Here is a 20,502-nt window from a genome sequence, read left to right on the forward strand (position 1 = left end):
GGTTCAGTGTAGAACCGCCATGATCAGCAGCAGGATGGTGCCGCCGACCGTCGGCAGCAACACCAGCATCGCCGCGCAGCCCCCGCCCAGGAGACGGGGCCACGTGAGGACCTCCGTGGACAGCGGGGGCCGGGAACCCGCCCCGTCGGACACCGGCTTGGACGAGGTGGCGTACACGGGCGGAATCTCGGGCCGGGCGGGTATACGGGCGTGGAGCGCGAAGCCGCCCTCCGGACGCGGTCCGGCGTAGAGCGTGCCGCCGAGCAGGCTGATCCTTTCCTGGAGGCCGACGAGTCCGCTGCGGCTCCCGTCACCGGGCGAACGGTGCACCGGCGGGGCATCGTTGACGACGGCGACCACCACCGTGTCCCCCTCGTCGTGGAACGCCACACGGACAGGCGCGCCGGACGCGTGCTTCAGCGCGTTGGCGAGTCCTTCGCGGGCGACACGGTGGACGGCCTGCCGGGTACGGGCGTCCGCGTCCACCGGCCCGGTCGCGTTCCAGTGCAGTTCGGCGTCCGCCCCCGCACTCCGGGAGTCCGCGACCAGGGCCGAGAGATCCTCGCGGCTTCCCCGCTCGGCGGTCTCCTCGCCGGAGTGGTGGCGCAGGACGCCCAGGATGCCGCGCAGTTCGTCCATGGCCGTTGCCGCGGTGGTGCGCAGGAGTTCGGCCTGAGGGGCCAGCGGGGGTGAGTGCCGTTCGGCGGCGAGCTGGAGAGCTCCGGCGTGCACCGAGATGAGGCCGATGCGATGGCCGAGCAGATCGTGCATCTCGGCGGCGATACGCGCCCGTTCTTCCATGCGGGCCGCCTCGTCGGTGAGGAAGCGGGCCTGTTCGAGGTAGGCGTTGCGTTCCCGCAGCAACCCGGTCAGCGGACGGCGACGCCCCAGCATCAGGCCGGACAGCGCGGGCAGCAGGATGAACAGCGCGGCCACGGCGGCGCCGGCGACCACGTACGGCATCGTCGGGAGCCCGCTGATGGATTGGGCGGCAATGAACGCGAGCACGGCGCCGCCACAGCTCGCCGCGACTATCCCCCGGGCACGCCGTGCGGGCGTGATGCGGCGCACGGCGGACCACACGACGCACGGCACCACCACCGTGGCCCACACATTGTCTCCGGCGATCACCGGCACGCAGCACAGCACCGTGAGAGCCGGATACATCCGCCGGGCGGGCACGAGCAGCGCCGCCCACACCCCCAGGAGGGCCGCCGACACCGGATGAGCCGGCGGAACCAGCGGAAACGGCGCCAGCCCGCACAGCAGGACAAGGCCGGTCAGTACGGACTCGGTGACGACCGTCCGCCGGGGCGCGGCGCGCACCGCATCCCGAATCGCGGCGGCCTCACGGCGCATCCGCCTCCACGGTCGCACTGCCGGGCTCAATGTCTCGCTCCGTGTGGGTGCCGTTCTCACGCGTGGGCTTCCTTCTCAACGGCTCTTCTTGTCGTACGTGGGCTCTTCTTGTCCTGCGTGCCGGCGAACCGCGGCGACCTCAGGCAGCGTGCGCCGTGCCTCCCGGGACCTGGAGATCCGGCTCTGCCCGCAGCCCGGCGACGTCCACTCCGCTCTCGGTCAGCACACGCTCGATCGTTGCCGCGGACGCCGCGTCCGTCCCGGTCTCGTCCAGCAGGGCGGCCAGCAGGTGGGTCGTGCCGACCGTGGGCGAGCCCGCAGCGGAGGCGGTGAGTTGCGTGACGTGCAGGAGCCGCTGGTCGAAGCCGGCCGTGCTGGGGATCTCCCGGGGCTCCTCCTCCACGACCCCGGTGGAGGGAAGCAGCGCTCGGGCGACAGCGTCCTGTCGTGCGCCGTGTCGGCGCAGGAGTTCCGCACCCTGGTTCGCTCCCGCCAGCTTCTCGGGCAGCTCTCGCCCCGCGACGGTCAACGACCGGTCAAGAGCCAGAATACCCAGGAGCACATCGACGGGTTCCATCTCCGAGGCCCCACGGCGCACCACCCCTCGTCGTGCCTCCGAGCGCACCATGCCCACGACCGCAGAGCCGAACCCCGCGCCACCCCCGAGGATCCACGCCATGAACTTCCGGGTCAGCGGATTACCGCTCTTGCCGAACGTCCCCGCCTTGCGCAGTCCCAACACTGTGGCGGGCTCAGGCGCTTCGTCGCTCCCCCGCAACGCGTCGAGCGCGGCCGAGGCAGCCGAGACATCCACCTTCTGCACCACCATGGCCTCGCGGGCACGCGTATCGGGCAGCTCGAACATCGCACGCGCCACATGGCGGACGCGCACCGAAACGGCGCCCTCCTCCCGTGCCGCCTCCAGCGCCTTGCGCAGGCAGGACCGCAACGCATTTGTCATAGGCGGGAGTTCAACGCTCGCCTGCTTTTCCTCCCCCTCCGCATCTCCCTCCCTGTCTCCCTTCTCCTCCTTCCGATTCTTCCAGCGCAGCCTCTTGGCCTCCTCGTACCGGACCTCCCGCCAGAAGGCGTCGATCTCCCGCTCGTCGTCCTCGGTTCCCGTGATGTCGTCACCTGCGTCGCCACTGACCCACACCGACGTCCCCCGGCACCCGATCGAAGCGGCGAGCGTGCCGGAGGCCTTCATTCCGGGGGCAATCACGGAACCCGCGGCCGAGTCACCCGACACGAGCACGTACAGCACGCTTTCCGTACCGACGTCCTCGCGTTCCTGCTTGGCCACCGTCTTCATCGTCTCCCGCAACAACGCGACGACGTCCCTCTCGAACTCGGTGGTCACGCGGGCCTCGCGGTCGGACGTTCGCTGCTCCATGGGATGTCCCTCTCCGTGGTGTCACCTGGCGAGAAGGAAGCTAACCCCGCGTTCTCCGGCTCCGCGTCGGCCGCCCGGCCTGGCTTCCTGGCCGGTCGGCGGGTTCTTCCGACCAGGCGGCCGGCTTCCTCCGACCAGGCCAGCTCCAGAGCAGGCGATGCCTCCGGGATCACGCGCTACTCCCCGGTCACGTGGGTGAGTTGCTGTGGCATGCTGTCGGCATTTCGCCGGGTGGCTGTCCCGGTCGCGGAAAGGAACAGAGCGTGAGTGACGGTGCCAGGACCCCGGGGATCGATACCAGCAAGCCGCATCCGGCGCGGGTGTACGACTACTTGCTCGGAGGGAAAGACAACTACCCGGTGGACCAGGCGGCCGGTGACGCACTCGTTTCCGCGGCGCCGGAGGCACGCATAGGCGTCCGGGCGAACCGCGCCTTCCTGGAACGCGCGGTGCGATTCGCCGTCGGCAGCGGTATCCGCCAGATCCTTGATGTCGGAACCGGGCTGCCGACCTCACCGAACATCCACGAGATCGCTCAAAGCGTGGCCCCGGACGTGCGCGTTGCCTACGTGGACAACGATCCGATCGTGAAGGCTCACGGAGATGCCCTGCTGAGCCGCTCCGGCACGACGAACATCGTCCTCGCCGACCTGCGTAAACCGCAGGACGTCCTCAACCACCCCGATGTCCGTCGGCTCATCGACTTCGACGAACCAGTGGCCTTGTTCCTCGTCGCCATTCTCCACTTCGTCACCGACGAGGAACGGCCCGAGCACATTGTCGCCGCCCTTCGCGATGCGCTGCCCGCGGGAAGTCTCCTCGTGCTTTCACACGCCACGGCCGACTTCGCCGATCGCAGCGGCGCTCAAGCGGTCTACAACAATGCCACCGCCACGTTGAACTTGAGGACGCGGGCGGAGATCGAGCGATTCTTCGACGGCTTCGACCTCGTCGAGCCCGGTCTGGCTCAGGCACCGCTCTGGCGCCCCGACGGCCCGCTTCCCGACGGGTCCCGGGAGATCGGCTTCTACGCGGGCGTGGCGCGAAAGACCGACTGATTTCATGGCGCGGGCCGCCGCCGCGACGAATGCGGCGACGGCCCGTCCAGGAAGGCGACATCAGCAGGGCTTGATGTACCAGGTCTTGACACCGATGCTGTTCTTGACCGTCTTGTCGGCGTACGGGGCCTTGGTCGTCATGATCGTTTTCCTGTCATGATTCTTGAACTTCCCCTTGGTCCCCGGCGTCTGGTTGTTGATGTACCGGGTGGGAACCCACTTGGCACTGATGTACCAGTTCTTGCAGTAGTAGAGGTCCTTCCACTTGGTCTTCCCGGTGTCGGTGTTGCGCAGCTTCACGCACAGGGCGCCGTAGTCGCAGTCCCTCTGCACCGATACGCCGGCCGGAGCGGATGTCTTGGCCGGCGCGGATGCCTCGGCCGGCGCGATGCCGGCGCCCAGCGCCAGAGCCGCCGCGCCGGCAACGGATACCGCGGTCGCTCGCCGCTTGATACTCGTCAGTGCCATGTCATGTCCTCGTTTTGTCGGCCGTGCACGACGTCTGTCGCGTGCCGAGCAGCTTCGCCGGAGGCTCGGGGGCGGACAGCGAGTTTCATTTCTGCGCGAAACAGCGCAGTGATCGATTTTGCGCGTGCGGCAGATTGGCGCGTTCCAGGCGTTGACGCACCTTCGTCAAGTGTCTAAGAACTCTCCTTACAACGATGTAAGAGTGCGGCGCACGATCCGTCCCCAAAGGCCCCAGTGGCCCCGTCATCCCCGGCAGCCGCCGGAGTCGGCGGGCAGATCCACCCCTTGCCCCCTTATGTGCCCCGCTCCTGTACAGCGCTGTAAAGCACACCGAGCACTCCACGTGCTCCAGCACCTCCGTTCCGTCGTCCAGCGGCCACCCGGCCGTGCCCTGCGACACGAGGAGCTCCGATGCACCACCAGCCCACGCGGCATCAGCCCACGCGACTCAGATCGACGCGCCCCGCGCGTCCGCATTCGGTCTTACGACCAGGCCACCCCCTGGGCATCCTGCTGAGCGCCCTCGCCCTGCTCCTGTGCGGCACCACCGCACTGGCGCCCGCGGCCCAGGCCGCCCCCGACGCCTGGACCCCCAAACCGTCGCCGATGACCACGCCGTGGACCGACCAGGTCTCCAAGGACAATCCGCTGCCGGAATATCCGCGGCCCCAGCTGACCCGCCCCGACTGGGCCAATCTCAACGGCATCTGGGACTTCGCCGTCACCTCGGCGAACGCCGGGCAGCCGGCGTCCTTCACCGAGCAGATCCGGGTCCCGTTCGTCGCGGAGTCCGCGCTCTCCGGCATCCAGCGCAAGATCACCCAGAACGACAAGCTCTGGTACAAGCGCACGTTCACCGTGCCGTCGAACTGGAACGGCCGCCGCGTCCAGCTCAATTTCGGCGCCAGTGACTGGCGTACGACGGTGTGGGTGAACGGGCAGCAGGCGGGCGCCGTCCACAGCGGCGGCTACGACGCCTTCGGCTACGACATCACGTCCCTGCTCAACGGCGGCACCAACACCATCGTGGTGTCGGTGTTCGACCCTTCCCAGACCGGCGGCCAGGCCGTGGGCAAGCAGCGCATCAACGACGTGACGCCGCATCCCGGCGGCGGCATCTTCTACACCGCCGCCTCCGGCATCTGGCAGACCGTGTGGCTGGAGCCCACGTCCCCGGCCCACATCACCCGCCTCGACACGGTGCCGAACCTCTCCGACTCGACCCTGCGGGTCACCGTCCGGGGTACCGGGATCAGCGGTCAGAGCGCGCGCGTCACGGTCAGCTCCGGCGGCACCACGGTGGGCACGGCGACCGGCGCGGTCGGCTCGCAGCTCACGGTCCGCATCACCAACCCGCATCTGTGGTCGCCGGACGACCCCTTCCTCTACGACGTCAAGGCCGAACTCGTCTCGGGCTCCACGGTGTCGGACTCCGTCGGCAGTTACGCCGGTATGCGGTCGATCTCGCGCGGCACGGTCGACGGCAAGCAACGCCTGCTGCTCAACGGCAAGTTCGTGTTCCAGAACGGCACCCTGGACCAGGGCTACTGGCCGGACGGCATCTACACCGCGCCCACCGACGACGCCCTCAAGTACGACCTGCAGAAGCACAAGGACCTCGGCTTCAACATGGTCCGCAAGCACATCAAGGTGGAGCCGCAGCGCTGGTTCTACTGGGCCGACCGGCTCGGGCTCCTCGTGTGGCAGGACATGCCCGCGATGGACACCCGCACGCCGGATTCGGCCGCCCGCACCCAGTGGGAGGCGGAGTACGACCAGATCATCGACGAGCACCGCAGTTCACCCTCGCTCGTGATGTGGGTCAACCAGAACGAGGGCTGGGGCCAGTACGACCAGGCCCGCATCGCCGACAAGGTGAAGGCGGCCGACCCCTCGCGCCTGGTCAACAACATGAGCGGCATCAACTGCTGCGGCTCGGTCGACGGCGGCAACGGTGACGTCATCGACAACCACATCTATGTGGGGCCGGGGGTGACCAAACCGTCCTCGACCCGGGCCGCCGTCCTGGGCGAGTACGGCGGCCTCGGGCTGCGGGTGCCGGGCCACGAGTGGTCGCCGGGCAACGGCTTCTCGTACGAGGACCAGGCCGACGCCGCCCACCTGAACAACCGCTTCATCGGCCTGATCGACGCACTGCGCCTGCAACAGATGCCGGCCGGTCTGTCGGCATCGGTCTATACCGAGATCACCGACGTCGAGAACGAGGTCAACGGCCTGCTGACGTACGACCGTCAGGTGGTCAAGGTCGACGCGGCGCGGGTCAAGGCGGCGAACCAGGCCCTGATCAACGCCTCGAAGAGCCCTCCGGCGCCGACGACCCTGCCCACCGGCCTGAAGTCGCTGCGGGTCACCACCCCCGGATACACGGACCGCTATCTCCGGCACAAGGACGCCCTCGCCTACACCGAGGTCGTGAACAGCGGCAGCAGCGATCTGCTGAAGAACGACGCCACCTGGAAGATCGTGCCGGGTCTGTCCGACAGCTCCTGTTACTCCTTCGAGTCCCGCAACTACCCCGGCGAGTACCTGCGCCACCGCGAGTTCCGGGTCCACCGGGAGGCCGGTGACGGCTCGGCGCTGTTCCGCGCGGACGCCACGTTCTGCGCGGTGCCGGGGCAGGGCGGCGTCCGTCTGATGGCCCAGAACTATCCGGGCCAGTATCTGCGCCACTACAACGCCGAGGTGTACCTCGCCGTCCCCGGCGGGTCCCGCAGCGCGGACAACCCCGGCAACTTCACCGAGGACACGACCTGGGCCGTGGAAGCACCCTGGGTGTCCTGATCCACGCTGCCGGTGACCGGACGCCGGGCGCTTGAACGGGCTTGTGCCCGTTCAGGCGTCTCGGCCGTTCGGGGCCGATCCGGTCGCGGGCCCGGTCCGGGTCGCCTTCGGGCAACACCCAGCGTGATCCGGGCTCCTCCGCCCTGCGAGAATGCGCGCGACGGCAGCCTGCCTACTCCAGGAGACGGCAGCCCGATTACTCAAGGAGGGGAAGCGTGGCCGACACCAGCGAGACCCGACCCGCGGACGGCGCGGCACAGGCCACCGAGCAGAGCCGGCTGCGCCGCGTGATGCGCTACATCCCGCTGATCGCACCCGTCCTGCTGTGGGCCGTACCCTGCCTGGTGCTGCTGCACACCGGCCAGCACTGGCCGCTGCCCGTCGCCCTTGCCGGCACCGCCCTGTTCGTCCTCGGCCTGATCGGTATGCCGCTCGCGATGATGCGCGGCCACGGCAAGCGGCAGCAGGACCGGGCGGCGATCGTCGGGGACAGCCTCCTCGGCATCGGCTGGGTCCTGTTCACCTGGTCCGTCGTGCTCGGCCTCCTGCTGCGGCTCGCCCTGACCGCGGCCGGTGTCGGCGACGGCCAGGAGCGGGCCCGGATCGTCACCTGGGCGATCCTCGGCACCGCCGCCGTGCTGCTCGCCTGGGGATACGCCGAGGCCCGCCGGGTGCCGCGCGTGCGCCGCCTGGACGTGCAACTGCCGCGTCTGGGAGCCGGGTTGGACGGCACCCGCGTCGCCCTCATCACCGACACGCACTACGGGCCGCTCGACCGCGCCCGCTGGTCGGCACGGGTCTGCGAGACGGTGAACACCCTGGAGGCCGACCTGGTCTGCCACACCGGCGACATCGCGGACGGCACGGCCGAACGCCGACGCGCCCAGGCCGCCCCACTCGCCACGGTGCGCGCCAGCCGGGCCAAGGTCTACGTCACCGGCAACCACGAGTACTACAGCGAGGCCCAGGGCTGGGTCGACCTGATGGACGAGCTGGGCTGGGAGCCGCTGCGCAACCGCCATCTGCTGCTCGAACGCGGCGGCGACACCCTCGTGGTCGCCGGTGTGGACGACGTCACCGCCGAGTCCTCCGGCCTGGCAGGACACCGCGCCCACCTCACCGGAGCCCTCGACGGCGCCGACCCCGACCTGCCCGTCCTGCTCCTGGCCCACCAGCCCAAGTTCGTCGACCAGGCAGCCGCAGGCGGTGTCGACCTCCAGCTCTCCGGCCACACCCACGGCGGCCAGATCTGGCCCTTCCACTACCTGGTCCGCCTCGACCAGCCGGCCCTCGCCGGCCTCACCCGCCACGGCGCCCGCACGCTCCTGTACACCAGCCGTGGCACCGGCTTCTGGGGCCCGCCGTTCCGCGTCTTCGCACCCAGCGAGATCACGCTGCTGGTGCTCCGCTCCCCGCAGCGGGCCGCCTCCGCGTAGCACCGGGCGGGCCGACAGCGCCTACGGCGTGGCCACAGCCGCGTCCGTCCACGCCGCGCGCAGCGCCTTCTTGTCCACCTTGCCGACCTTGGTCGTCGGCAGCCGGCCGAGCAGGACCGTCTTGCGGGGCGTGTACAGCTCGCCCAGCTCGGCGGTCACCGCCGCGCCGACCGCGTCCGGGTCGACGTCGGCGTCATCGGCCGTGGCCAGGAAGATCTGTACGGCCTCACCGAACTCCTCGTCCGGCATGCCCAGGGCCGCCGCGTTGCGTACGCCGGGCAGCGTGAGCAGGAAGTCCTCGAGGACCCTGGAGTAGACGTTGTCGCTGGTGCTGCCGGTGACGATGATGTCCTTGGCCCGGTCGACGAGGTAGAGGTAGCCCTCGGCGTCGAGATAGCCCAGGTCTCCGGTGCGCAGCCAGCCGTCGCGCAGCGCCTGCGCGGTGCGCTCGGGGTCCTCGTAGTAGCCGAGCATCACCGTCTTGCCCCGGACGCACACCTCGCCGACCTGCCTGGCGGGCAGCGCCGCCGTGCTGTCCTCACCGCGGATCTCGATCTCGGTGTCGGATATCGCGCGACCGCAGCTGCGCCAGAGTTCGGGCTGCCGGGCCCCCTTGGAGACGAGGTCTTCCGCGCCGAACGCGGCGATGCCGAGCGCCTCCGACTGCCCGTAGCCCTGACTGAGCACCGGCCCGAAAACCTCGACCGTCTGCTGCAGCCGGCTGGGCGAGGAGGCCGCGCCGCCGACGACGATGCGCCGCAGCGCGGGAAGGGCACCCGGCACGCACTCCGGGTGGTCGAGAAGCGCGTACAGCATCGGCGGTACGAACATGGTGGCGGTGATCCGCTCCTCGCGCAGCACCGCCAGCGCCGCGCTCGCTTCGAACTCGGGCAGCACGACGAGGGCGGACCCGGTGACCAGAGCCTGGACCGACATGAGGTGGCCGCTGCCGTGCGTGAGCAGCGTGGCGGCGAGCACCCGCTCCGTTCCCGGGTTCACGGTCGGGAAGACCACGTCGTGAGAGTCCTGCGCCAGGTCCACCAGCGCGTCGTAGAGCCGGTGGCTGTGCGCGGCGAGCTTGGGGCGGCCCAGGGTGCCGCCGGTGTACAGGACGGTGACGGCTTCGTCGGCTCCCGGCGCGGGCACGCCCTCGGGGCGCACGTCCGGGCAGTCGGCCGCCAGGGCGAGGAGGTCGGCGCACTGCTGCTCGCAGGGCCCGAGGCTGAGCAGGGCGGGGCCGTGGACGCTGCGGCCCGCCGCGTCGGCGGCCCGGTCGGCGAAGAGCGGGTCGGTGACCACGGCGCGCACCCGGGACTGCTCCACCAGCGCGGCGAGCTCGCCGGGCCCCGGCTCGGGCGGCAGGAACACGACGCGGCAGCCGATGAGGTGCACCGCGAGCTGCACCAGGACGGAGTCCACACGATTGGCCAGGAACAGCCCTACTCCGTCGCCGGGTTCGAGCCCCTGCGCGCGCAGCGCGTGCCCCAGCCGGAACAGCCGCCGCCGGGCCTGCCCGCGGGTCAGGCGCTGCACACCCTGGACGAGCGCCTCGGCGTCCTCGTCCTGGTGCCAGTGCTCCAGGATGTGGTCGACGTACGTGCGGGGCTCAGATATTTGCTGCGCGTTAATGATCATGGACACATGCAAACATGCCGGTTACATGTCACGGTCCCAGAGGGGGCAACTTCGGCCATCGGGCGGCGGAGTACTATGCCCCGCACCCGTGCGTAGGCACCAGTGCGGGGCATTTCGCTCATCCGGCCGCAGAGCCGGTCAGTTCCCCTCGGCCTCGTCAGTTCCCCTCGGCCTCGAACGTGCGCAGCAGGTCCGCCGCCACGCTCACCGCGATCGTCGCCGGTTCCTTGCCGGTGACGTCCGCGAGGCCGATCGGCGTCTTGATCCGGTCGATGGTCGCCTCGTCGTGGCCGCCCTCGGTGGCGAGGCGCTTGCGGAACCGCACCCACTTGGCCGCCGACCCGATCAGGCCGATGGAGCCGAGATGGGAGGTGCGCAGAGCGGCGTCGCACAGCGCGGCGTCCTCGGCGTGATCATGGGTCATGATCAGGACGTGGGTGCCGCGCGGCAACTCCGCGAGGACCTCCTCGGGCAGCAGCAGCGTGTGATGCACGTGCACCTGCCCCACCGCGTCCGCGAGGACGCCGAGCCGCTCCTTGGTCAGGATGTCGGAGCGGGTGTCGATCAGATGGAGGTCCAGGTCCTGACGTGCCAGGATGCGCGCCAGTTCAAGACCGACGTGCCCTACGCCGAAGATGGCCACCGCCCGTACCACCGGCAGGGGTTCGAGCAGCACCGAGACCGTGCCGCCGCAGCACTGCACGCCGTGCTGGTTGACCACTTTGTCGTTCAGGGCGAAATCCATCAGCTCCGGATCCGGCTTGGACGCGGCGATCATCTCCCGGGCCCGGTCGATCGCGACGGCCTCGACATTGCCGCCGCCGATCGAGCCCCACGACTCGCTCTCCCCCACCACGAGCTTCGCGCCCGCGTCGCGCGGTGCGTGTCCGCGCACGGTCGCGACGGTCACAAGGACGCCGGGCTCCCGGCGTGCTCGCAACCGCGCGACCGCGGCGACCCACGTCATCTCAGGCACCACTCAATGATGTTGCGTCGGCTCGGATCTCGCCGCCGGCGGCAGCGCCGCTGCGGGCAAGTCCGTTGCGGGACACGGCAGCCCGCTGCGCCGACTCGATCGCCCAGTACACCGCTTCCGGTGTCGCCGGCGAGGCCAACTCGACACTGACCCCGCTCGGCCCGAACGCGGCCGCTGCCTGCCGCAACGCCTCCCGTACACAGAACGCCAGCATCAGCGGCGGCTCCCCCACCGCCTTGGACCCGTACACCGCGCCCTCTTCGGTGGCGTTCTCCATCAGCGTTACGTTGAACTCCTCGGGCATCTCCGAGAAGCTCGGCAGCTTGTAGGTGCTCGCGGCCTGAGTAAGCAGCCGGCCGCGGTTCGGCCCGTCACCGGTGTCCCAGCGCAGGTCCTCCAGGGTCAGCCACCCCGCGCCCTGCACGAACCCGCCCTCGACCTGACCGATGTCGATCATCGGGGACAGGCTGTCGCCGACATCGTGCACGATGTCCACCCGCCGGATGCGGTAGGCGCCGGTGAAGCCGTCCACCTCCACCTCGGCCGCGGCGGCGCCGATGGCGAAGTACTTGAACGGCGTGCCGCTGAAGGACTTGGCGTCCCAGTGCAGGCCCTCGGTGCGGTAGAAACCGGCCGCCGACAGCTGCACCCGCTGGAAGTACGCGGTGCGCACCAGGTCGTCCCAGGCCAGCTCCTTGCCGCTGCCCAGGGTGCGGGCGACGCCCTCGACGATGCGCACGTCGGCGGCGCTGGAACCCAGTTGACTGCCGGCCACCTGCAGCAGGCGCTCGCGCAGTTGCTCGCAGGCGTTCTTCACCGCCGCGCCGTTGAGGTCAGCTCCCGAACTCGCCGCCGTGGCGGAGGTGTTGGGGACCTTGTCGGTGCGGGTGGGGGCGAGGCGCACCTTGTGCAGCGGGATGCCAAGGGTGGTCGCGGCCACCTGGAGCATCTTGGTGTGCAGGCCCTGGCCCATCTCGGTGCCGCCGTGGTTGATCAGGACGGAGCCGTCCTTGTAGATCAGCACCAGTGCGCCGCCCTGGTTGAAGGCGGTGAGGTTGAACGAGATGCCGAACTTCACGCCGGTGATCGCAAGGGCCCGCTTGGTGTGGGGGTGCGCGGCGTTGAAGGCGGCGATCTCGCGCTTGCGATCGGCGAGTCCGCCGGTCTCCTTGACCTGCTCCCAGACCGCGGAGATCCGTTCGGGCTGCGAGACCGGCTGCCCGTACGGGGTGTCCTGGCCCCGCCGGTAGAAGTTGCGCTCGCGCAACTCCATCGGATCCAGGCCGAGCAGCGGCGCGCACCGGCCCATGATGTCCTCGATCACCAGCATGCCCTGCGGTCCGCCGAAGCCGCGGAAGGCGGTGTTGGAGGCCTTGTTGGTCCGTGCGATGCGACCGGCGACGCGCGCGTTGGGAATCCAGTACGTGTTGTCGATGTGGCACAGCGCGCGAGCCACCACCGGCTCGGACAGGTCCAGGCTCCAGCCGCCGTCCGCGGTCAAGGTGGCGTCCAGTGCCTGGATGCGGCCGTCCGCGTCGAAGCCGATCTTCCACTGGGCGTGGAATCCGTGGCGCTTGCCGGACATGGTCAGATCCTGCGTCCGGTTGAGGCGCAGCCGGACCGGGCGGCCGGTCAGCTTGGCGCCGAGCGCGGCGATGGCCGCGAAGCCGTGCGGCTGCATCTCCTTGCCGCCGAAGCCGCCGCCCATCCGCAGGCACTGCACGGTCACCTCGTGGCTGTGCAGACCGAGCACGTGCGCGACGATTTCCTGGGTCTCGGAAGGATGCTGGGTGCTGCTCTGGACGAAGACCTGCTCGGCCTCGTCGACGAGGGCCAGCGCCGCGTGCGTCTCCAGGTAGAAGTGTTCCTGGTCGGAGAACTGGAACTCGCCGGTGAACACGTGCGTGGAGTCGGCGAAACCGGCCTCGACGTCGCCGGTCAGCATCTCGGGCCGGGCGCCGTGGAAACTCCCGGCCGCGATCGCGTCCCGCAGCGTGATCAGGGACGGCTGTTCGTCGAGTTCCACCTCGACGGCCGCCGCACCGAGCCGGGCCGCCTCCAGTGTCTCGGCGAGCACCCAGGCGACCGCGTGGCCATGGAACATGACCACGTCGGGGAAGAGCGGTTCGTCGTGCTTCATGCCTGCGTCGTTGACGCCTGGCACGTCGGCGCCGGTCAGTACGCGCACCACGCCCGGCACGTCGAGTGCGGGCTCGGTGCGCAGCGCGGTGATCCTGCCGTGGGCCTTCGCGGCCTGGACCGGATAGGCGTGCAGCACGTCCTTGGTGCGATGGACCAGGTCGTCGGTGTAGAGCGCGGTGCCGGTGACGTGCAGGACCGCACTCTCGTGCGGCATCGACACGCCGACGACGGAGTTGGCGGGGCGCTCGGACAAGTGGCTCATGACGTCACACCCTCGGTGGTCTGTGCGTACAGCTTCCGCAGGCTCTGGCCGAGCATCGCGGAGCGGTAGTCGGCGCTTGCGCGGTGGTCGTTCATCGGCGTGCCCTCGGCGCGCAGCACCGGGGCTGCCGCCTCAACAGTCTCCGCCGTCCACGGCTTGCCCTCAAGGGCCGCCTCGGTGGCGAGGGAACGGATCGGAGTGGCGGCCACGCCGCCCAGACCGATGCGCGCCTTGCGTACGAAGCCGCCCTCGATGTCGAGCGCGAAGGCGACCGCGACACTGGAGATGTCGTCGAAACGCCGCTTGGCGATCTTGTGGAAGGCCACGACCGGCGACAGCGGCAGCGGGAAGCGCACCGCGCGGATCAACTCGCCGGGACGACGCACGCTCTGCCGGTAGCCGGTGAAGTAGTCCGCCAACGGGACCACGCGCTCACCGTCGGCGTCGGCGAGCACCACCGACGCCTCAAGGGCGAGCAGCGCGGGCGGGCTGTCACCGATGGGAGAGCCGGTCCCCAGGTTGCCGCCGAAGGTCGCGCTGTTGCGGATGAGGCGGGATGCGAACTGCGGGAACAGCTCGCCGAGGAGCGGGACGCGGCCGTCGAGCCGGCGTTCGATCTCGGTGAGCGTCAGCGCCGCCCCGATCTCGACGTAGTCGGATTCGACGCGCAGTTCCCGCAGTTCGGCCAGGCGGTCGATGCCGACCACGCAATCCGCCCGCCGGGAGCGGATGTTCACCTCCACACCCCAGTCGGTGGAGCCGGCGACCACCGCCGCGTCGGGCCGCTCGCGCAGCAGCCGCAGCACTTCTGCCAGGGTGCCCGGCCGCAGGAACGCCGCGCCGTCCAGGGCGTATTCGGTGGCGACAGGGGCGGGCGGGGACTGCTCGCGACGCTGCGCGAGCAGGTCCTCGTCGGCGGGCGTACCGACGGCGAAGGCCGCGTCGCGGATCGGGCGGTAGCCGGTGCAGCGGCACAGGTTGCCGCTCAGCGCGTGCAGGTCGAAGCCGTTCGGACCGTGCTCGGCGTCGGCGCTTTCGGCCGCGTCCGTGGCGCTTCCGGTCGCGTGCGCGCAGCGGTCCGGCCGGTAGTACTCGGCGGCCATGCTGCAGACGAATCCCGGTGTGCAGTAGCCGCACTGGGAGCCGCCGCGGACCGCCATCTCCTGCTGCACCGGGTGCAGGGTGCGCGGCGTGCCGGGTTCGCCGGCGGTGGCGAGACCTTCGGAGGTGACGATCTCCTGGCCGTCGAGGGCCGCGGCCGGGACCAGGCAGGCGTTGACCGCCACCCAGTCGGTGGGCTTGTTCACTCCGGGCCGGGCCACCAGGACCGAACAGGCGCCGCATTCACCCTCGGCGCAGCCCTCCTTGGTGCCGGTGAGTCCACGCTCGCGCAGGAAGTCCAGCGCTGTGGTGTGGGGCGCAGCCGGTGAGATCGGCGTTTCTTTCCCGTTGACGGTGATCCGCGCCGCTGTCATGACAGGCCTTCGTTTCGGTGCACGATCGGTCGATTCATCATGTTCGCCAATTCCAGGTTCGCCAATTTCAGGCAGCTTTCTGTGTTCAGACGCGCCACGCGAGGCAGAGGGGGGCGCAAGACGGCACGCGAGAGAGACGTGCCGGAAGATGGTGAGGAGTTACTCAAAAGGTGCCCGCGGACGGGCGCAGCAGAACGGCGTACTCAGGCGCCGTGCGCGATCCGACCCGGAACCCAGACCGTGCGCTGGGCGAGGCGACCGAGATCAGAGCTGGTGTTCATCCGCTGGGTCGCCCCCTTTCGGTAGTACAGATCGATGGCCACCGCAAACTAATGGCTGAAGCCACCGAGGTCAAGAGGTCACCCCCCTGATCACACGTGCCGGTGGAGCAAGCCGGCGCCGAGCGGGGTGACCTCGTGCACCACGCTGTTGCCCTCGCGGGAGCTGACGATCAGGCCGGCGCGACGCAGCACGGTGAGGTGCTGGCTGGCCGATGACAGCAGCAGACCGGCGCGGCGGGCCAGCTGGCTCGTGTTGCTCCGGCGGCATTCGCCGGCGGCCTCGAGCACCGCGGCGCGGCTGCATCCGACGAGGTCGGCGAGGGTGCCGCCCGCGTCGTCCGCCGCCTCGGAGTCCCACGGTTCGTGGCCGAGGGGGTACACCAGGACCGGCACCTCCCCCTGTCGTACCAGCGTCACCGGGTGGCAACGGCAGAAGTAGGAGGGCACGAGGAGCAGCCCGCGTCCCTCCAGGTACAGGTCGCGCTCCACCGGATAGTCGATGTCGAGGCACGGCGCGCGCCATCGCGCGGACGGGGACAGGTCGCGGAGCAGCGCCTCCACTCCGCCCGAGGCGAGGAGCCGGCCGGCCCGTGCCCGTTCGCGTGCGGTGTGCGTCAGGATGCCGCGGAGGAACGGTGTGATCGCGGCCCGCTGGTAGTCCCGGAAGGACTGGTCGAGGTGGGCGACGGCCGGGCCGCGGCCCTGGTGCAGATCGCGCACCCACGGCGACAACGCGCCCCCGGTGGGCAGGAGTTCGATGTCATGGCGCATCTCGCTCCCGGGGGTGAGAAGGACGGGCTCCACCGCCTCGGTCAGGCACAGGGTGACGGTGTGCGGTGTGAGGAAGTCCGGGAAGTAGCCCTGCTGCGGGATCAGTTCGGTCAGGGCACGGGCCCGCCCCGGCAGGTTCGGCCGCACCCGCCCGCGCCACCAGTTGCCGAGAAGTCCGGCGCAGCCGTCCCGGAGCCAGTGGGTGCTCAGTACGGTTTCCCACATCAGAGCCGGCGCGCTCGCCACCCGGGTCCGGGCGAGGTCCGACGCGGTGAAGTGCATGCGCAGCATGTGTCCCCCGATCACAGCTGTTCGCACAGGCCCGTACCGGGCGGCAGGGCTGTGCGGGTCACGCCTGCGCCCCGGGGAGAGAGGTCGGTGCGGCACTCTCCCCGGGGCGGGCCCCGCAGGGCCGTCGTCCTGTCTGCGGGTGGTGGGCGTCAGCGCTTCTCGGGCGAGACGTAGCCGACGACGTCGCCGCGTTCGGTGTTGTGCCGGTCGCGCTTGTAGACGCCTTCCTTGCCGCTGCCGCTCGACGTCTTCGTGGTGTTGCCCTCGATGGTCGTCAGCTTCTTGCCGCTCTTTTGGTACTTGATGACGACACCGACGTGGTCGACGTCCCAGCCGTTGTTGCCGAGGCTCGGCTTGCTGCCGTCCCAGTCGTAGAGCACCACGTCACCGGGCTTGGGGACGTAGGAGCCGCGCTTGTGCCACGTGCCGGTGCCGGCCTTGGCCGCCCGGTAGAAGGAGCCCGCCCACGGGTCGATCTTCGTGGTCTTGGCGCCCGACTTCTTCCAGACGTAGCGGGCGAAGTCGGCGCACCAGTTGTTGGAGCGCCACTTCACTCCACCGGTCGAGGTGGAGCAGATGTCGTCGCCGCTGGTCTTCCAGTAGCCGCTGTAGAAGTTGCAGTTCCTCGGCTTCTCGCGGTTGTGCTTCGGGTTGTTCTTCTCGATGGTCGCCGTCTTGACGATGTCTGCGCGCAGCGGGCCGGATGCGGCCGACGCGGTCGTGGTCAGCGACCCCGCGGCCAGGGCTCCGCCGGTGAGGGCGGAGGCCAGAAGCAAGACGGCCGGGCGGCGGACGGAGCTCTTCGTGGTGCTGGACATCAGTGGTCCTTCCCCGTTGTTTCCCCGTTGTGCCGGAGGCTGTTTCCCTCCGACGTCATCAACGTTCTCCGGGGGTTCTGCAGTTTGCCTACAAGCCCTCCGTAACACCGCTCACAGCGGCTTACAGGTCACGGCCGACCTGCCTACAGCTCGCCGCGCTCCAGCGTGCCGCACTCGACGAACACGGACTTCGCCTCCGTGCGCAGTGCCGCCGCCCCCTGGCTGTCCCCCAGTGCCTCGCGCGTCGTGGCGAGATCGCGCAGCGTACGGGCCCGGGGCAGCCGCAATTCCAGTGCCTCCCACAGGCTCACGGCTGCGGCGAGCCGCTTCTGCGCCTCGTGGTGCCGTCCGTCGGCCAGAGCGCACTCGCCGAGGGTGCGCAGGGTCAGTGCCTCGCCGAAGCGGTCCCGGTAGGCCCGGCAGACGTCGAGCGAACCGAGCAGTTCCGCCTCCGCCTCCCGGGTACGTCCCAGCCTCAACCGGGCCTTGGCGCGGGCTCGTTCCGCGTACGCCGCCATCAGCGGATCACCGAGTCCCGCGAGGATCTCCAGCGCCTGTCCGGCGTGCCGCTCGGCCTCCTCGTACGCTCCGAGCGATCGGTGCATGAGACTCAGCGAGCGCAGGGTCAGCGCCTCGCCTCGCCGGCTGCCCAGGCTCCGATAGGCCCTGAGCGATACGTCCAGAAGTGCCGACGCGCGGTCGTGGTCGCCGCGTTCGAGGCATACGGAGCCATGGAGCCGGCAGGCGAGTCCGATGCCCGCGTCGTCGCCCAGGCGCTGGAAGACGCCGACTGCGCGGCCCAGCGCCTCGTCGGCGGCGTCAAGTCGGCCCAGTTCGCGCAGGTTGCCGCCGAGCCCCGCGAGGGCGGCGGCCTGGCCGCGCAGGTCACCGATGGCGGCGCACAGCGGCTCGGCCTGCCGGAAGTACTCCTGGGCTTCGGCGTACCGGTCCTGCTCGAATCGCAGTTGGCCCAGGCCGATGAGCAGCAGCGCCTCGCCCGCGCGGTCCCCGGCACGCCGGGCGGCGGTGAGCGCGGCGTCGTGGCTGCGCCACCAGGCGTCGAAGCGGTTGCCGACCGCGAACGACGAGGAGCACAGCACCGTCGCCGCGGCACAGGCGAGGGTGTGCAGGCCGAAGGCCACCGCGCGCTCGACGACCGTGGCCAGCGCGTCGGCCTCGGCCTCGAACCAGGCGTAGGGATCGGCGAGCGCGCGCCGCGTGGTCGCCGCCCCCACATCGGCGGCCGGTCCGTGGTCGCGCGTGCCGCCCCCGGCCCGCTGTGGCCCGGCCCCGCCGGCGGACCGGTTGACGCTCGCCGAGCCGCCGAGATAGGGCCGCAGCACGACCACCCCCGAGGGCGCTTCCTCCGCGACCCGCTCCACCAGGCGCAGCCCGGCGGCGAGCGCACGCCCCACCGCCGCCGTGCGTACCTCCACCGGGTCCTCGGCCTCGGCCCGCTCCGCGGCGTAGACCCGCACCAGGTCGTGGGCCCGGTAGCGCGACTGACCCGCGGAGTCGGTGCCCGTCCAGTCCAGTATCTGCGCGTCGACCAGTCGTTCGAGCAGCTCCTCCACCTCGTCCTCGGGCTCGTCGACGAGCAGCGCCGCCATCCAGGGGGCCGTGTCGCACGGGCCGAGGGCGGCCAGGCGGCGCAGCACGGTGCGGGCGTCGTGGTCGAGGGACTGGTAGCTCAGGCCCAGGCTGGCTCGTACCTCCAGATCCCCCACGGCCAGTTCGTCCAGTCGCCGCCGCTCGTCCTCGAGGCGGTCGGCGAGGACGCGCGGGGTCCAGTGCCGGCGCGTGGTCAGCCGGGCCCCGGCGATCCGCAGGGCCAGCGGCAGGCCACCGCACAGGGTGACGATGCGGCGGGCCGCGGCGGCGTCCTCGGCGGGATCCTCCGTCGCACCCCGGGGGCCGATGACCCGGGCCAGGAGCTCAAGGCTGCGTGACTCGTCCAGGACGGCGAGGTCGGTACGCCGGGCCCCGTCCAGGCCGCCGAGCCGGGCCCGCGAGGTGACCAGCACGCCGCAGCCCGGGCTGCCCGGCAGCAGGGGCCGCACCTGCGCCTCGCTGCCCGCGTCGTCGAGGACCAGCAGGAGGCGGCGTCCCGCGACGAGGCTGCGGAAGAGGTCGACGCGCTCGGCGGGATGCTCGGGCGGTGCGGCGCCCAGCGCGCGCAACAGCCTGCCGAGGACGTCGCCGGGCGGCAGGGGCCCGCCGGTGCCCTGCAGTTCGGCGTACAGCTGTCCATCGGGGAAGGCCTGCGAGGCCAGGTGGGCTGCCTTGACCGCGAGGGCGGACTTGCCGACACCGGCCGAGCCCGACACGACCACGACGGAGGTCGCGTCCCGGGGAGCGACGAGCCGGTCGACGACTTCGGTGATCTCGGCCTTGCGCCCGGTGAAGTCCCGGATGGCGGCGGGCAGCAGGCACACGGGCCGGGGCGTGGCGGGCGCCTTCGGTGCCGATACGTCAGTGGCCGCCGCACCGCCGTCGGCGCGCAGCAGGCCGGGCTCGGCCCGCAGGATCGATCCGTGCAGCCGGCGGAGCTCCGGCCCGGGATCGATGCCGAGTTCCCCGGCGAGTACGGCGCGCCCCTCGTCGAATGCCGCGAGGGCGTCGGCCTGCCGCCCCACCCGGTAAAGGGCGAGCATAAGCTGTCCACGCAGCCGCTCGTTGGTGGGGTGGGCGCCGACGAGTCCCTTGATCTCCGTGATCAACTCGCCTTCCCGTCCCCCGCATTCGAGTTCGGCGGCGATGCGCTCCTCCAGTACGGTCCGCCGGGCTTCGTCGAGGCGTACGGCCTCGCTCCGCAGCACGTCGCCGACGCCGCCCAGCGCGGAACCGTGCCACAGCCGCAGGGCGTCACGCAGCAGCCGGGCGGCGCCGGAGTGGTCACCTCGCGCGGCGGCCTGCCGCCCGGCCGCGGCCATCTCCTCGAACCGCCCGAGGTCCACGGCCCCGGCCTCCGGCCGGATCACATACCCCGGCGCCCGCGTCTCGATGGCCTCCCGTCGCCCTTCCGGCAGTGCCCGCCGGAGCCCCGAGACGTACGTCTGGATGAGCGCACGGGCCGTCTCCGGCGGGTCATCGCCCCATACGACGTCCACCAGGACCGCGGCGGGCACGACGTGTCCGGCGCGCAGCAGCAGTGCGGCCAGCAGGGCGCGGGGCTTGGGTCCGCCCATCCGCAGGGGGCGGCCTTCCCACAGCGCTTCGACCGGCCCCAGCAGACGGTATTCCAATGCCATGGTCTGTCCCCCGAGGCGTCACCGGTACTTACGCACGCCTCATGCTCCTCCAACCTCCCTCGCGGAGCGATGCGTTGAGGGGAG

Annotated in this window: 13 protein-coding genes; 3 read left to right on the plus strand and 10 right to left on the minus strand. The window is 70.8% G+C overall.

Annotated elements, in window-relative coordinates:
• Positions 1–3 precede the first annotated feature (3 nt).
• Positions 4–1,359: a sensor histidine kinase gene (locus tag ACWFR3_RS04165; RefSeq protein WP_453732984.1), complete on the minus strand. Its 1,356-nt coding sequence runs from the start codon at positions 1,357–1,359 to the stop codon at positions 4–6.
• 139 nt (positions 1,360–1,498) lie between these two features.
• Complete coding sequence (locus ACWFR3_RS04170) at positions 1,499–2,752, minus strand: Clp protease N-terminal domain-containing protein (RefSeq protein WP_453732985.1); 1,254 nt, start codon at positions 2,750–2,752, stop codon at positions 1,499–1,501.
• 263 nt (positions 2,753–3,015) lie between these two features.
• On the opposite strand from ACWFR3_RS04170, the gene ACWFR3_RS04175 reads away from it, so the two are divergent.
• Positions 3,016–3,810, plus strand: coding sequence for an SAM-dependent methyltransferase (locus tag ACWFR3_RS04175; protein WP_453732986.1), 795 nt, complete (start codon positions 3,016–3,018; stop codon positions 3,808–3,810).
• A gap of 60 nt (positions 3,811–3,870) precedes the next feature.
• Here the strand turns inward: ACWFR3_RS04175 and ACWFR3_RS04180 are convergent, their stop codons facing one another.
• On the minus strand, positions 3,871–4,278 hold the full coding sequence (locus ACWFR3_RS04180) for a hypothetical protein (protein WP_453732987.1): 408 nt from the start codon (positions 4,276–4,278) through the stop codon (positions 3,871–3,873).
• Between the two features lie 411 nt (positions 4,279–4,689).
• On the opposite strand from ACWFR3_RS04180, the gene ACWFR3_RS04185 reads away from it, so the two are divergent.
• Positions 4,690–7,080 carry an AbfB domain-containing protein gene (locus tag ACWFR3_RS04185; RefSeq protein ID WP_453732988.1) on the plus strand — a complete coding sequence of 797 codons (2,391 nt, stop codon included), beginning with the start codon at positions 4,690–4,692 and terminating at the stop codon, positions 7,078–7,080.
• Between the two features lie 215 nt (positions 7,081–7,295).
• Positions 7,296–8,516, plus strand: coding sequence for a metallophosphoesterase (locus tag ACWFR3_RS04190; RefSeq protein WP_453732989.1), 1,221 nt, complete (start codon positions 7,296–7,298; stop codon positions 8,514–8,516).
• Positions 8,517–8,537: 21 nt separating this feature from the next.
• Here ACWFR3_RS04190 and ACWFR3_RS04195 read toward each other — a convergent pair whose 3' ends face one another.
• The 7 genes from ACWFR3_RS04195 to ACWFR3_RS04225 form a co-directional block, all read right to left on the minus strand.
• Positions 8,538–10,151 carry a class I adenylate-forming enzyme family protein gene (locus ACWFR3_RS04195; protein WP_453732990.1) on the minus strand — a complete coding sequence of 538 codons (1,614 nt, stop codon included), beginning with the start codon at positions 10,149–10,151 and terminating at the stop codon, positions 8,538–8,540.
• 157 nt (positions 10,152–10,308) lie between these two features.
• Positions 10,309–11,118, minus strand: a complete 810-nt coding sequence (gene xdhC, locus ACWFR3_RS04200; RefSeq protein ID WP_453733021.1) for a xanthine dehydrogenase accessory protein XdhC — start codon at positions 11,116–11,118, stop codon at positions 10,309–10,311.
• A 1-nt stretch (position 11,119) separates the two neighbouring features.
• On the minus strand, positions 11,120–13,531 hold the full coding sequence (gene xdhB, locus ACWFR3_RS04205) for a xanthine dehydrogenase molybdopterin binding subunit (RefSeq protein WP_453732991.1): 2,412 nt from the start codon (positions 13,529–13,531) through the stop codon (positions 11,120–11,122).
• Entirely contained in the window at positions 13,528–15,006 is a 1,479-nt protein-coding gene (locus ACWFR3_RS04210; protein ID WP_453732992.1) for a xanthine dehydrogenase small subunit, read from the minus strand. Before ACWFR3_RS04210 ends, xdhB begins: the two co-directional genes overlap by 4 nt.
• A 371-nt stretch (positions 15,007–15,377) precedes the next feature.
• The gene (locus ACWFR3_RS04215) at positions 15,378–16,349 is read right to left on the minus strand and encodes an ArsR/SmtB family transcription factor (protein WP_453732993.1); all 972 of its coding nucleotides are present in this window, start codon (positions 16,347–16,349) and stop codon (positions 15,378–15,380) included.
• Positions 16,350–16,498: 149 nt separating this feature from the next.
• Positions 16,499–17,167 (minus strand): CHAP domain-containing protein, encoded by a 669-nt coding sequence (locus ACWFR3_RS04220; protein ID WP_453732994.1) that lies wholly within the window; start codon positions 17,165–17,167, stop codon positions 16,499–16,501.
• 143 nt (positions 17,168–17,310) lie between these two features.
• Complete coding sequence (locus ACWFR3_RS04225) at positions 17,311–20,418, minus strand: AfsR/SARP family transcriptional regulator (RefSeq protein ID WP_453732995.1); 3,108 nt, start codon at positions 20,416–20,418, stop codon at positions 17,311–17,313.
• Positions 20,419–20,502: the final 84 nt, after the last annotated feature.

It is taken from the genome of Streptomyces sp. NPDC055189, assembly GCF_053606765.1.